Annotated in this window: 14 protein-coding genes and 1 tRNA gene; 6 read left to right on the forward strand and 9 right to left on the reverse strand. The window is 62.7% G+C overall.

All coding sequences use genetic code 11. From position 1 onward, the window contains the following. Positions 1–2: 2 nt before the first annotated feature. The 5 genes from VGM71_RS15175 to VGM71_RS15195 all read right to left on the reverse strand — a co-directional run bounded on the left by VGM71_RS15175 (position 3) and on the right by VGM71_RS15195 (position 4,273). Positions 3–794 (reverse strand): type IV secretion system protein, encoded by a 792-nt coding sequence (locus VGM71_RS15175; protein WP_331546630.1) that lies wholly within the window; start codon positions 792–794, stop codon positions 3–5. Beyond that, a complete protein-coding gene (locus VGM71_RS15180; RefSeq protein WP_331546632.1) occupies positions 724–3,120 on the reverse strand; it encodes a VirB4 family type IV secretion/conjugal transfer ATPase in 2,397 nt (798 codons plus the stop codon). The genes VGM71_RS15175 and VGM71_RS15180 overlap by 71 nt, the downstream gene beginning before the upstream one ends. Positions 3,121–3,149: 29 nt before the next feature. After that, positions 3,150–3,479, reverse strand: coding sequence for a type IV secretion system protein VirB3 (locus VGM71_RS15185; protein ID WP_331546634.1), 330 nt, complete (start codon positions 3,477–3,479; stop codon positions 3,150–3,152). Positions 3,480–3,481: 2 nt separating this feature from the next. Beyond that, positions 3,482–3,811 (reverse strand): TrbC/VirB2 family protein, encoded by a 330-nt coding sequence (locus tag VGM71_RS15190; RefSeq protein ID WP_331546636.1) that lies wholly within the window; start codon positions 3,809–3,811, stop codon positions 3,482–3,484. Positions 3,812–3,931: 120 nt separating this feature from the next. Further along, positions 3,932–4,273, reverse strand: a complete 342-nt coding sequence (locus tag VGM71_RS15195) for a hypothetical protein (protein WP_331546638.1) — start codon at positions 4,271–4,273, stop codon at positions 3,932–3,934. A 262-nt stretch (positions 4,274–4,535) separates the two neighbouring features. Here VGM71_RS15195 and fabV point away from each other — a divergent pair, with 262 nt between their 5' ends. Further along, entirely contained in the window at positions 4,536–5,741 is a 1,206-nt protein-coding gene (gene fabV / locus VGM71_RS15200; RefSeq protein WP_331546640.1) for an enoyl-ACP reductase FabV, read from the forward strand. Positions 5,742–5,747: 6 nt separating this feature from the next. Here the strand turns inward: fabV and VGM71_RS15205 are convergent, their stop codons facing one another. After that, complete coding sequence (locus tag VGM71_RS15205; protein WP_331546642.1) at positions 5,748–6,962, reverse strand: transglycosylase SLT domain-containing protein; 1,215 nt, start codon at positions 6,960–6,962, stop codon at positions 5,748–5,750. Then, positions 6,959–7,726 carry a hydroxyacylglutathione hydrolase gene (gene gloB, locus VGM71_RS15210; RefSeq protein WP_331546644.1) on the reverse strand — a complete coding sequence of 256 codons (768 nt, stop codon included), beginning with the start codon at positions 7,724–7,726 and terminating at the stop codon, positions 6,959–6,961. Before gloB ends, VGM71_RS15205 begins: the two co-directional genes overlap by 4 nt. A gap of 165 nt (positions 7,727–7,891) precedes the next feature. Here gloB and VGM71_RS15215 point away from each other — a divergent pair, with 165 nt between their 5' ends. The 3 genes from VGM71_RS15215 to dnaQ are packed head-to-tail and all read left to right on the forward strand — an operon-like array spanning position 7,892 to position 9,768. Then, on the forward strand, positions 7,892–8,584 hold the full coding sequence (locus VGM71_RS15215; RefSeq protein WP_331546646.1) for a methyltransferase domain-containing protein: 693 nt from the start codon (positions 7,892–7,894) through the stop codon (positions 8,582–8,584). A 9-nt stretch (positions 8,585–8,593) separates the two neighbouring features. Next, positions 8,594–9,049 carry a ribonuclease HI gene (gene rnhA, locus VGM71_RS15220; protein ID WP_331546648.1) on the forward strand — a complete coding sequence of 152 codons (456 nt, stop codon included), beginning with the start codon at positions 8,594–8,596 and terminating at the stop codon, positions 9,047–9,049. Further along, the gene (gene dnaQ, locus VGM71_RS15225) at positions 9,046–9,768 is read left to right on the forward strand and encodes a DNA polymerase III subunit epsilon (protein ID WP_331546650.1); all 723 of its coding nucleotides are present in this window, start codon (positions 9,046–9,048) and stop codon (positions 9,766–9,768) included. The genes rnhA and dnaQ overlap by 4 nt, the downstream gene beginning before the upstream one ends. A 528-nt stretch (positions 9,769–10,296) precedes the next feature. Here dnaQ and VGM71_RS15230 read toward each other — a convergent pair. Then, on the reverse strand, positions 10,297–11,001 hold the full coding sequence (locus VGM71_RS15230) for a PP2C family protein-serine/threonine phosphatase (RefSeq protein ID WP_331546652.1): 705 nt from the start codon (positions 10,999–11,001) through the stop codon (positions 10,297–10,299). Positions 11,002–11,149: 148 nt separating this feature from the next. Here VGM71_RS15230 and VGM71_RS15235 point away from each other — a divergent pair. Both VGM71_RS15235 and VGM71_RS15240 read left to right on the forward strand, forming a co-directional pair. Continuing rightward, positions 11,150–11,239, forward strand: a tRNA-Ser gene (locus tag VGM71_RS15235). A 298-nt stretch (positions 11,240–11,537) separates the two neighbouring features. Next, positions 11,538–12,191, forward strand: a complete 654-nt coding sequence (locus tag VGM71_RS15240) for a DUF6680 family protein (RefSeq protein WP_331546654.1) — start codon at positions 11,538–11,540, stop codon at positions 12,189–12,191. A 50-nt stretch (positions 12,192–12,241) separates the two neighbouring features. On the opposite strand, the gene VGM71_RS15245 is transcribed toward VGM71_RS15240, so the two are convergent. Further along, positions 12,242–13,349: hypothetical protein (locus VGM71_RS15245; protein ID WP_331546656.1), on the reverse strand; the 1,108-nt coding region annotated here is incomplete at its 5' end.

Consider the following 13,349-nt stretch of genomic DNA (forward strand, 5'->3'; position numbering starts at 1 on the left):
GGTCAGTAACTCCTGCTGTTGCGCCCGAACATTTTCTGCTTGGTCTGGATCTCGCGGACTTTGTCTGAATGCTCTTCCATGTGTTCCAGCGCCTGCGCCTTCACCAACTCGTTGGTGATGTCCGCCGTTTCAAGCTGGATGCGCGCGGTAAGGTCGGCCGCGTCTTTCAGGCTTGTCGCCGTCGCGATCCTCGCGCGCAGCGCTTCCAGGCGGGCCGAATGCTTCACCGCGTTCTCATAGATATCCTCGCTGGCAGCCATGGAACTGGCGGCGCTGTCCAGGTCGGCGGACATGTTTCCCTTCGCGAAGGGGTTCACCTTCGAAAAGAACGATTGCGATGTGCTGGAGTTGTCCTTCTGGATCGAACGCGCCATATCGCTGGCCGCGCCCGTCGAGCTCATGAGGTTCAGGGAAGCTTTAGCGTTTCCGGGGAGACTGTCGTCGGGTTGGAAGGAGAGGTTGCCGAACTCCGTGATGCCGGACCCGATCGCATCCTTTACGTCGTTGAGCTTCGACACCGTTTCGGCGGCTGACGCGGCCGTCTTGGTGGCAATTGCGATCTGGGTCGCAAGCGACACATTCGCGGTGACGAGTTGCGCGTCCGCGAGCGGCGCATCGACGACGAATTGCGCGTTCGACCGGGGCGCAAAGAAAGACGTGGCGAGGAAAAGCGTGACCGCGACGCTTGTGAGCCATTTCGATGTCATGGGATCTCCTTTGGGATTAACCGCGTTCGCGGCGCATGGCCTGGAAAACAGGCAACCAGTCGTCCGGCCGTTCGCCCGTGCGGGCAATGGCGCGCTCGGCCAGGTCGACGGTATTGGCGGTTCCGGATAGCACGGCCAACTCGTCGTCGAAGCCGCGCAGGTTCAGTTCGCAGACGGTGGAATTGGGCCCTTGCTTGAACAGGAAGCCGCGCAGGTTGGCTTCGACCATGTCCTTGCGGACGATGTCGTACTCCCGTTCGGACAACTTGAAGCCGTCGACGTAATCGTCCCGGGTGGCTTTCGCGTTCGGCAGGTAGAGCTGTGTCACGCATTGTTCGATGAGCTGTTTGCTGATGCGGGAGCGAAGCACGTCCGAAGGGCTTTGCGTGCCGAACAGTGCCAACGCGTTGCGCTTGCGGTAGGTTTTCACCGCATCCAGCGCCTTGCTCTCGAAGTAATCGTCCATGAGCATTTTCCAGAACTCGTCCATGTTCAGGATGAAACGGCGGCCGTCGATCAACTGTTCCATACGATGGAACAGGTACATCACGGTCACGGTACGCGTTTCGTCGTTCTCCAGGAAATCGGTTACGTCGTAACCAAAGTGGCGGCCGTGGGACAGATTGATGAGGTCCACGGGGTTGTCCAGCAACCAGCCCAGCGACCCGCCCGCGCACCATTTGCGGAAACGCGCGGCATTGCCGTCCGGGTCGGTAGGATCGAGGAATTCCAGGATCGAGGAGAAACGGCGCGTTTCGAACGGCATGGCGTAGATGCCGTTGACGGCGTCTTGCACTTCGCGCTCGCGGTTGGGCGAAAAACGGAACGACTCGTCGTCTCCCTTGATGCAGCGTCTGACCAGTTGCATCACCATGGCGCGGTTGCCCGGGTTGTCTTCCATGGCGCAGGGGTTGAATCCCGTGGGCACGCCGTTCTTCAGCGTGAAGTACTGACCACCCATGGCCTTGATGAAGATCGCCTGGCCCTGATCCTTGTCGAAGGTGAACACGGTGGGCTTGTACTTCTCCGCCTGGGCGAGCATGAAGGCCTGGATCACCGTCTTGCCCGCGCCCGTGGGCCCGAGCAGCAAGGTGTGGCCCGCCACGCGATCGTCGGCGTCGCTTTCGGTGACACCGCGCCGCGAAGAAGGTGGCAGGTGAAAGTTGAAATAGAACGGCGTGCCCGAGGTGGTTTTCAGCAGCGTGAGCGCGGGTCCCCACTGATTGCCGCCGAGGCGACCGTGCGGGTAGTTGTGGAAGCCGGTGTAACCGACGATGTTGCTCGAACTGATCGGGGCGGGCCGTGGCCGCATGCGGAAGTTGCCTGGCAACTGCGCGAAGAAGGCGGCTTCGATGCATTCGTCTTCGCGGGCCACGAGGAAACCCGATTCGCCAAGGACCGCGCGACTGATGGCGATGCGCTCGGACAGCTCCTTCGGCGTATCGCCTAGCAGCATCATGCTCAGGTGATGTTCGCCGAAGACGACGCGGCCGGCCGTGAGGTCGTCCAGGGCCTGGCCGATGTCGCCGATCTGCGAGGCCGACGTATCGTTGGCGTTGACCAGGAGACGTTGTTGCTTCTGCAATGCTTCCGCGGCTTTCTGCCGACCGAACACGGCGAACGATTGGGTAAGCACGAAGGGGAACGGCACCGTCAGCAGCATGTTGAGGTGCCCCGGTTCAGTACGCTCCACCTGGTAGGAGGCCGCACCCAGCATGGCGCCGATGCGCGCCTGCGTCGCGCCACGGATTTCCAGTTGGTCTACGCCGAACGAGACCCGGCTGGTCACCATGCCATAGCGCACCGAACCCTTGGGAACGGGAATGCGCTGCCACTCGCCGTTGATCAGCATCGCGAACAGTTCCAGCGGCTCCGAACAGACGACGCCCTTGTGCTCGTAGAGTTCCAGGCGGCGCACGCCGTAGCGCGAGAGACCGGCCATGATGGTGTCGGTGATCTCGTCCAGGCGTTCGTTGTTTTCGTGGATGCTCTCCAGCGCGGCCTCATGGTTGCGCCGTTCGCCGAACCTCAGCAGATTCGACTTGCCGGACTTGCCGCGCACCACGATGGTGAGGTAATGCGAATTGACCATCATCTCCAGGCCGCCGAGGCTGGCCTGGTAGCGCTCGTTGAGGCGGCCTGCGAAATCCTTGGCAAAGTTGCCCTCGGGATAATCGCTACGCGCTTCGCGGACGGTATGCATCCAGACGGCGATATCTTCCGCCGCGACGTTGCGGACGAGGCCGGTGAGGGCGTCATGCCACGCCTGGACATCGGCATCGTCGGCCGTCTCGTGCGCCACGCCGGCGATCTTGATCGTCGTCAATGTATCGCCGGCCTGCGTGCGCAGGTTGTATTTCGAAACATGCGAGGAGAACGGTATGTACTCCGCCAGCGGTTTCGACTGGTTCATCAAGGCTTGTTTCGGAGACAACATGGGCATCAGCGCCTTGACCGGGAGGGCAGGGCGGCGTACGAACCGCTGCGCCAGTAGGCGCGGTCACGGTGCGTGGCCTTGGTGGCGAGTTGCAGGGCGAGGTAACGGAAGGCGCGAGGGTCGCGCGCGCAGACCAGCCGGGCCAGCCCGTATAAGACGATGCCCATGCCCAGGGCGGCGATCTTCCAGGTGACGTCGAGCTGGACCAGGTTCGCGGTGAGGAAGCTCACCGCGCTGCTGCCGACAATGAAGATCAGCGCGTCCACCGGCAGGCCGAACAGGGTGGCAGGGCGGGTCAGGCCGCCGAAGAGGGGGTCGCTGCGCAGGGGACTCATGCTCAACCCCCGGTGCCATAGAGGGCGTCGACCACTTCGGTCGCGAGGCCGGCTACGACAGCGCCGATGATGACCTGTCCGACCGTGGCCCAGGACATCCGGCCGAAGGCCGCCATCACGCCCGATCCGATCACGGACACCACGAGGATGGCGTGCACGGCAGTCTTGATCCAACTCACCGCGCTATTCGATTTGGTCGTCAGTGAGCCAAGGTCCTGCGCCAGCGCGATGCCGGGGCAGAACAGCACGATGGCAAACAGCACCAGGCTCAGGAGCGTGGCGATGGATCCGGAGTGGCGGGAGAGAAGGGTCGTCTTTGGGACTGCTATCACTTCGTTTTCCTGTAAATTGGCAATAACTGTTTCTGCTCCGGTTAAAGGAGCCTCGCAATCAATAGAGGGGATTATTTATTTCGCCTCGGGTATGGCCCATCCATGGACCCTTCTTAATCCTTATTCGGTAGCCTTATTGACGATGGTCACGAAAGAAGGCGGTGAATCGGATAATCCCTGTTTCCCTTCCGTCCCCGGGTCCGGGCCGGAAGTTTCCTCCCGCCGCCAGCGCGCGCGGGCGAACACATCCCAGGCGGGCGGCGTGCCATGGGTTTCCACGCCCTGGCGGTTCATGAGTTCGCGCAAGGACTTTTCCACGGTGTCGGGGGATTCGCCTCGCGCTACGCGCTCGTTCGCTTCGCGCAACAGGTCGTCGACCGTGCTGGGGCTGTCCTTTGCCCAGATGCACTGCGCGATCGACAGACATAAGAGGGCCGGTCCCGCAATGAAGGGGATTTTCATTTTCGGCATATTAGTTATCACCGTGGGGAGCCCGGCGGTTAATGCCGGATCGATGTGCCATTAGTAACGCATGCCTGCAGGCATGCGTTACTCCCCCAATTGGGGGGTGATTATCGAATGCGATTTGAATCGGTGACACGGTTCTCATTAATCGAATGCGCTCGAAAACCATTGCAACCAAAACGCCGCACCGACCATGCGGAAGCGCACGGATGCACGTCGCGACTACAATGGCGGCCTTGACGCGTCAAAGGAACCATCCGTGATCATCCAACCCAAGGTCCGCGGCTTCATCTGCACCACCGCCCATCCGGCCGGCTGCGCGAAGAACGTCGAAGAACAGATCGCCACCACCAGGGCCAGCGGCACGTTCGCCGACGGCCCGAAGAACGTCCTGGTGATCGGCGCGTCCACTGGCTATGGCCTGGCTTCGCGTATCACGGCCGCGTTCGGCCACGGCGCGGCCACGCTCGGCGTGTTCTTCGAGAAGCCGTCGAGCGAGACGAAGACGGGCACGGCGGGCTGGTACAACTCGGCGGCATTCGACAGGCTGGCACGCGAAGCGGGCATGTTCAGCCGCTCGATCAACGGCGATGCCTTCGCCGACGAGACGCGTGCGCGCGCCATCGAGATCATCAGGAACGAGATGGGCGGCAAGGTCGACCTCGTCGTCTATTCGCTGGCATCGCCAGTGCGCAAACTGCCGAAGACCGGCGAAGTAGTGCGCTCCGCGTTGAAGACCATCGGTGAAACATTCACTGCATCGTCGGTGGACACGAACAAGGACGCCGTCATCCAGGCGACGGTCGAGCCCGCCACGGAACAGGAAATCCAGGATACCGTCACCGTCATGGGTGGCGACGATTGGGCGCTGTGGATCGATGCGTTGAGCGAAGCCGGCGTGCTCGCCGAGAACGCCACCACTATCGCCTACAGCTACGTGGGCACCGAGATCACCTGGCCGATCTACTGGCACGGCACGCTCGGCCGGGCGAAGCAGCACCTCGACCGCACGGCGAAGAACCTGCGCGACCGCCATGCCGCGAAGGGCCTGCGTTCGTACGTGGGCGTGATGAAGTCGGTGGTGACCCAGGCCAGCTCGGCCATCCCGGTCATCCCCCTTTACGTCTCCATGGTCTTCAAGATCATGAAGGCGAAGGGCATCCACGAAGGCACCATCGAACAGATCAACCGCCTGTTCCACGACCGCCTGTACCGCACCGACGGTAGCCCGGCGGAAACGGACGCCGAAGGCCGCGTGCGCCTTGACGACTGGGAACTGCGCGACGACGTGCAGGGCGAGTGCAAGGCCCTATGGCCGACCGTCACTACGGAAAACCTGTGGCAGGTCACCGACTACGCCGGCTACAAACACGACTTCATCAAGCTGTTTGGTTTCGAGGCCAGGGGCGTCGACTACGACGCTGACGTGAGCCCCGATGTGCAGTGGGACGTCGTGCAACTCTGAGGGAACTCAGCGCGCCGCCGTAAGCTTCAGCACCTGCCCAGGCTTCACCGCCTGGGTCTGCAGGTCGTTCCACTTCATCAGCTGTTCCACGCTCACCTGGTGATGGCGGGCGATGGACCACAGCGATTCGCCAGTGTTGACCTTGTAGAACACGATCTGCGGCTCGTCGTTCGCGATGGCCTTCTTCTTCGACGACTTCTTTGAAGCCTTGGCAACGGTGGGCTTCGCATCCGCCACGGGCTCCGGTGCTTCCGCCACCGCGTCGACCGGCCCCAGCTTGTACTGGTCCGCTGCCGACTTGGGCAGCAGCAGGCTCGAACTTACCGTGCCCCTGGTGGTGCGGTAAGCCGGATTGAAGTCGCGCAGATCGTTCATCGAGAGGCCGGACTGTTTGGCCGCCTGGGCGAGGGACTGCGGGCTCGACACCTGCACCACCTGCAACGTGTTCTCGGTATCGCGGCGGGGCAGGGACACATTGAAGCGGGCCGGATCGCGCACGATGCACGCCATCGCCATCAGCTTCACCAGATGCTCGCGAGTCACGGGCTTCATCGGCACGTCGGGGAGGCCGTCGTCGTTCGTCGGCCCGCCGTGCTTGTCCAGCTTCTTCTTCAGCCCGAACTCGCCCGCGTTGTAGGCCACGTCGACCAGGCGCCAGTCGCCCAGGTCGTCGTAGTACCGGCGCATCATGTTCATCACGGATTCGGTGGACTTGGTGATGTCGAGCCGCTCGTCGTAATTCTTCTCCACGCGCAGGCCGAGCGTGCGCGCGGTCTGCGGCATGATCTGCCACATGCCCGCGGGGCGATTCTTCGCGCCGGGCACGTGGCGATACTGGCTTTCCACCCAGGGCAGCAGCGCGAACTCGCCGGCCACGCTGTGCTTCGTCGCCGACTTGTGCGCATAGACGATCAGCGGCAGCACTTCGTTCACGTTCTGCTCGAAGCGGTTGGGCGATTTCGTATACGTGCGTGCCCAGGCCAGCACCTTCGGATCGGCGTCGCAGCCGGGCAGGGCGAAGCTCTCGCGCATGTCCGACCAGAAGTCCGCCGGCTGGGCCGGACGCAGGAGCTTCGGCGCCATGGCCACGTCTTCCACCGGCTCGACCGGGGCCACCGTCGCGGCCGGCTGCTGCGGCACGGGCTTCGGCACGTTGCCGGCGCAGGCGGTGAGGAAGAGGGGAATCAGGGCGGGCAGGAGACGACGGTTGAGTACGTTCATGCGGTGAAAGTGTCCTTGGCCCGGCGCAGCGCGGCGAAGCGCTCCGTCCGCGTGGCGTGGTCCTGGCCCTGGGACTGGGCCCAGCGGGCGATGGCCTCGCTGTCCACGCGCAGGAACGGATTGCTGGCGCATTCCTCGGCAAGGCGGCTCGGCACGCTTGGCCGGCCCTCCGCGCGGAGGCGCGCCACCTCGTCCGAACGGCGGCGCAGTTCGCCATTGTCGGGATCGACGCTGAGCGCGAATCGGATATTGGCCGCGGTGTACTCGTGCGCGCAGCACACGAGCGTTTCCGGCGGGAAGCTGGCGAAGCGGTCCAGGGAGGCCAGCATCTGCCCGGGCGTGCCCTCGAAGAGCCGGCCGCAGCCGATGCTGAACAGGGTGTCGCCGCAGAACAGGAAGCCTTCGCCGGCATAGGCGATGTGCGTGCTCGTATGTCCCGGCACCGCCATGACCTTGAACGAGGCCTTCGGCGCATCCAGTGTGACCGTGTCGCCGTCGTCGACGATCTGGGTCTTGTAGGGAATACGCGTATCCAGCGGCGCGATCACCTCGACGTCGTGATCGCGCACGAGGTCGAACACGCCGCCGATGTGGTCGTTGTGGTGGTGGGTCAGCAGGATGGCCGTCAGCCGCCAGCCGCGCGCGGCCAGCGCAGCTTCGACGGGGGCGGCTTCACCGGGATCCACGACGAAGGCATTGCCAGCGTCGTCGGCGACCAGCCAGATGTAGTTGTCGCTCAAGGCCGCGACGGGGACCCAATGCATCGGGCAGGCTCCGTTACGTCGATAGGGCGTGAACACCCAAGGAATGGCCGCCGGGAGTGGTGCAAACCGGGCGGGGCGGCCGGACTATATCAGCCGGGTATATCTCGCTCGTTAGGAAGTCATTAACCGCTGTGGCGACGTCCAAACCGTTTAGACTCGAAGCGCATGGTCCAGTTCAGTCCCGACATTTACGCTACCCCGCAGATCGGCAAGCTCCTTGCCGATGAGACGCGCGTGCTCGCGCCGATGCTGGCCCGCTGCACGGGGGACCATGGCCTGCACCTCACGGCGGCCGCTCAGGGCGAGCCGCCGGCCATCCCCCTCCTGGGTCACTGGGCCACCCTCCGCGTCTCCGGGGCGCTTTTGGGCGGCGATATACATGCGAGTGGCCTGGAGGCCCTGCCTTTCGCCGACGAATCGTTCGGTGTGGTTCTGTTACGCCACGCCCTGGAAACCACGGCCCGCCAGGACAACCTGCTCGACGAAGCCATCCGCGTGCTCGCGCCCGGGGGCATGCTGGCGATCACCGGCATCCATCCGGTAGGCCTCTGGTCGCCCTGGGTGGCGAGACAGAGTCGCGGCGTCCGGCCGCGCCTCACCTGGCCCTGGTGGTGGAGCCAGCGCCTCGTGCGCGACGAGTTCGAACTGTCGATGCCGCGCCGCGTGGGCAACGCATGGCCGCGCGCGGGCGGTGTCGCTGTCGGCGAATCGCTGGTCGGCGGCGGCTACCTGCTGGTGGCGCGCAAAAAACGTCCGGCAGCGGTACCCTTGCGCGCCCGCGCGGCCGCCGTGCCCACGCCCCTTCCCGGAACGCTGGCCTCGGGTGCGCGCCGCAATGCCCCCGAATCGATAACCTGAAAGTAGTCCATGACCGAAACCGTTGAAGCGTTTACCGATGGCGCCTGCCTGGGCAATCCCGGGCCCGGCGGCTGGGCCGCATTGCTGCGCGCGAAAGGCATCGAGAAGATGCTTTCCGGCGGCGAGGCCGATACCACGAACAACCGCATGGAAATGATGGCGGCCATCTCCGCCCTCGAAGCGCTCACCCGGCACTGCAACGTGCACCTCATGACCGATTCGAAGTACGTGATGCAGGGCGTGCAGGAATGGGTGCCGAAGTGGCGCCGCAACGGCTGGAAGACGGCCGACAAGAAGCCGGTGAAGAACCAGGACCTCTGGATTCGCCTCGACGAGGCCGCCGCCGCGCACACCGTCACCTGGGAATGGGTGAAGGGCCATAACGGCCACGTGGAAAACGAGCGGGTCGATGTCGCCGCGCGCGACCAGGCCATCATCTTCAAGGCGAAAGGGAAGGTGGCATGAGGCAGATCGTGCTCGATACGGAAACCACGGGCCTCGAAGCACACCTCGGTCATCGTCTCATCGAAATCGGCGCGGTGGAGATGGTGGGGCGTCGCCCGACCGGGCGTACGTTCCACACCTACCTGAATCCCGAGCGCGCCATCGACGAAGGCGCGCGCGAAGTCACCGGCATCCAGGACGAGTTCCTCCTGGACAAGCCGTTTTTCCGCGACAAGGCGGAAGAGTTCCTCGAGTTCATCCGCGGTGCCGAGCTCATCATCCATAACGCCGCGTTCGACGTGGGCTTCATCAACGCCGAACTGAAGCGGGTGGGCGCGCACTATGGTCAGGTCACCGATCACGCCACGGTGCTCGACACGCTGCTGATGGCCCGTTCGATGTACCCCGGCCAGCGCAACAGCCTGGATGCGCTATGCAAGCGCCTGGGCGTGGACAACGCCCACCGCGACCTGCACGGCGGTCTGCTCGATGCCCAGTTGCTGGCGGACGTCTATATCGCGATGACCTCGGGCCAGGTGGCGCTCGACTTCGCCTTCGACGCCAGCACCGACAGCCGCGGCGCGAACATCCTCGGCGACATCGTCATCACCCGCCGGCCGATCGTGCTTCGCGCGACCGACGAAGAGTTGCAGTTGCATACGCAACGCCTCGACGCGATCGATAAAGCCGCCGGTGGGCAGAGCATCTGGCGCAAGCTGGAATCCGAAACCATTCACTAAGCTTGTGTGAGGGCCGCTTCTGCGGCAATGGGTGCGCTAGCGATGCGGTTAACTCGCAATGGCGAGTTCATGCCTTATGCGGCTTCGTGACGTGGCGGGGAAGCCAGCAGCCGTCGCCCTCGCCGCGAAGGCTTACGTCGTTCCTTGGGAAAGGAGGAGCCGCTGCGCGGCTCAGTGTCTTATGGCTTGCGCCCCGGCGGACCCGGGCGTTCGGGCGGGGTCTTCGACTCGGCATCCCTGCCTCGACGAAGACGGCCGGCCATCCAGGCCGGCCCCCTGCGGGCCTTTTCCGCCCGAACGCCCTCGACTCCAGACATCGCGGCGAGGGCGACGGCTGCTGGCTTCGGACCATGAGGTTTCGTGTTGGAGAGCAAAAGCCGATGGGGCGCTTCTTGGTGCTGGTGAACCGGGCATTGGACACCGTCTTTCGCCGGTGCGACGTGACGTAACAGTCGTGCCTGCGCAGGCGGGCACCCAGCGCCTTATTCCGCCAGCAAGCAAAAGCATTCCTTCGGCTCTACGGTCCGATCAACTGGCAGCCCGTAACAGGATGGCCGTGATGTTGTCCCGCCCGCTTCCACCCAGTGCTTCAAGCAAGAGGTGATCGACACACTCCTGCGCTGCGATATCCGTGCGCGACACAATCTCGCCGATGCGTCGGTCGTCGACCTCGTCGGTCAGTCCATCGGTGCACAGCAACAGACGCACGCCGGCGGTGAGTTCGCCGCGGGCCAGGCCGATGTGCAACTGGTCCGGCGAGGTGATTCCCAGTGCCTGGGTCAGTACGCTTCGCTGCGGATGGATGCGTGCCTGGGCTTCGGTGAGCTCACCCGCTTCGACCAGGGCTTCCACGATGGAGTGGTCGTGCGAGAGTCGTTGCAGTGCTCCGTCCCAACGATAGATGCGGCTGTCGCCGACCCAGGCGGCTTCATAGTGTTGCCCGACGATTCGCACGGCGGCGATCGTCGTTCCCATGGGGCGGGACTCGGCCAGACCGCTCGACCGGGCGATCAGCGCCTCGTTCACGCGCTGGATCGCGTCCACCAGTGACTGGCCGGCGGCGACCTGCGCCGTCACGCCATCCCGCGCCGTGGCCGAGGCCACCTCGCCATGTTGGTGTCCGCCCATGCCGTCCACCACCAGGAACAGCCCAAGGCCGGCGTCGGCGTAGTAGGTATCCTCGTTGCGCGTGCGGCGGAGCCCCGTGTGCGTGCCGTGTCCGAACTCGATCATGTGGGCCTTGGGGAGAGCGTGGGGAAGGGCGCCATACGCGCCCGGATGCCTTGGCAGGATGCCCCATCGAAACCCTGTTGTCACGGCAGGGAAGACCCACTATTATTGCGGGCCCGGCAGGGCTCAAACTCTGCCGTCGACCGTTCACGGAGAGGTGGCAGAGTGGTCGAATGTACCTGACTCGAAATCAGGCGTACGTGTAAGCGTACCGTGGGTTCGAATCCCACCCTCTCCGCCAGTGAAATCAAAGGGCTACGCAGCAATGCGTGGCCCTTTTTTCTTGCTTGGCGCTAGGCCCCGTTTCCGCTGTGTACGGTTTATGTACGAATTGCGCGCGGCCTCGTACACGGCACCTGCGCGCCGCTGCGCAGCGCAACCACCTTTCGTACCCTTGCCTACGCCCTTGTGGCCACAAGGGCCGCGCACGCGGTCGGGGCGACGCTGCATGACGGCACGTGGCAGCACCATCGGCGCGCAATTTGCCCTCGCCTAGCCACGTATAGTGCGGATCACACAGGGAGCCTATAGGGGGCGCTATGAATGATTGGCTTTGGCCGGCAGCGACAGTGTTGGCAACGGTACTTGGCCCGATCCTGGCCGTGCAGGCTCAGAAATGGATTGAGCGTGCGCAGGAGCGGAACCGGCGTAAGTCCTGGGTGTTCAATCAGCTCATGGCGACGCGTGCTAGCCGTTTGTCTCCGGATCATGTCCAGGCACTAAACATGATCGACCTGGCTTTCTACGGGCGCAGGGATTTCGGCAAGCTTCGTGCGACCAAGACGGAGATTGCTGTCACCGATGCGTGGCATGAATACCTTGACCACCTGGGCACAAAAACCGAAGACGGTACGTGGCTCGCGCACGGCGATGAACTGTTCACCAACCTTCTTAGTGCCATGGCTGCTGATGTGGGCTATTCGTTCGATCGCGTGCAGCTAAAGAAGGGTGCATATTCCCCGGTAGGCCACGGAGAGCAGGAGCAGCTTCTCCTAGCGATACGCCAGTCAGTCAGCGATGTCCTTTCCGGGAAACGTCCGATCAAGATGGAAGTCACAGACTTTCCATTTAGCCAAGAAGCCGTGGACGCGCAAGTTAAGCTTCAGGGCAGGCTGGCAGAAGCCCTGGGTGGCGATGGCGCACTACGCGTCACGATGGTGCGGGGGGAGGGCGAGCCTAACGACGTGGGGTGACCACGACGCCATATGTTGTACGCGGCTGGCAGCGTTGCTACCGGCATTACTTAGAAGGGGAGTCCGTCAGAATCTTCGGCATATTTCTCAAAGCCGTGGTTGCACAGAAGACCTTCAAGTTCGTCGAGGGGCAACGTTTTATGTCGACGCAATGCGCTTATAAGCGGTCCCAACTCAGAGCTGCCAGTCACTTTCGGGTTTCCTGACGCACCTGCGATGAGGCGTCGAATCTGATCGCCCGAAAAGTCGCTGGCGTACTGCCTCATTTCTTTCGCCACCTTGTTCGCATTATCGACGGAATACGATTGCAAGTAGAGGTCGATAAATCGATCTGCCAGCTGCGATGGAAGCGCGAAGAAGATATTGCTCGACAGCTCCTTGAGCGACGCTCTCTTGATCCGATCCTCTCCGCTTGCGCGAAGGGGTTCCACGGCCAGTACAACGTCAAGGTAGTCCAACTTTTCCTCTGGCAGGGCTTTTACATAGTTCTTCAGCTTCTGTGAAACGTCTTGTTCCAAGTAATTCCATGCATCGGGCATCTCTTTCAGTAAGTAGACAAGAGAGAGGAGATTGACATCCTCAATCTGACGCGCGATATCTGAGATTTTTTCTTTTACGGCGGCTTGGTACTGGGTCGGGTGCAGTGCGAAAGTAGCCTTAAGTGCCGCTGCAATTCGAAGGCGAAACTTGAAGTCGTTCGATTCCTTTTCCTCGAGTAAGTACTTTTTCAGAAGCACCACGACGAAGTTTCGTATGAGCGAATCGCGAGCCTTTTTTAATGGGCCGGTCTGGAGAGATGCTTTGGCAGCATCGCGGTTAGTGGGGAAGTATTCCGAAGAAACCTCTTTAACCAGTCGCTCTAATGCGTATTTGCCTTGAGCCGGTGGGTGCTGTAGCACGCTTGTGATCGCGGATCTGATGTGCAGACGTGCAAGTTCCGCAGAAGGGCTATAGGCCTGACCGTCTGCGATCAGGGAAGGGTGCGCACACCTGTTCCTGTCCTCGCGAAGACGGTCAAGGTCGATGAATTCGATGGGCGATAACCATTCAAATTTGTCGCGGGCTACCGAAAGTAAGTCCTTCTCAAATCGCAAAGCCTCTGTGACATCACCACTGGTTCTAATCTTCTCCAGCGTGACCGCGTGCAACTCTGCTTCT

Source organism: Luteibacter sp. (genome assembly GCF_036499525.1).
Lineage (GTDB): Bacteria > Pseudomonadota > Gammaproteobacteria > Xanthomonadales > Rhodanobacteraceae > Luteibacter.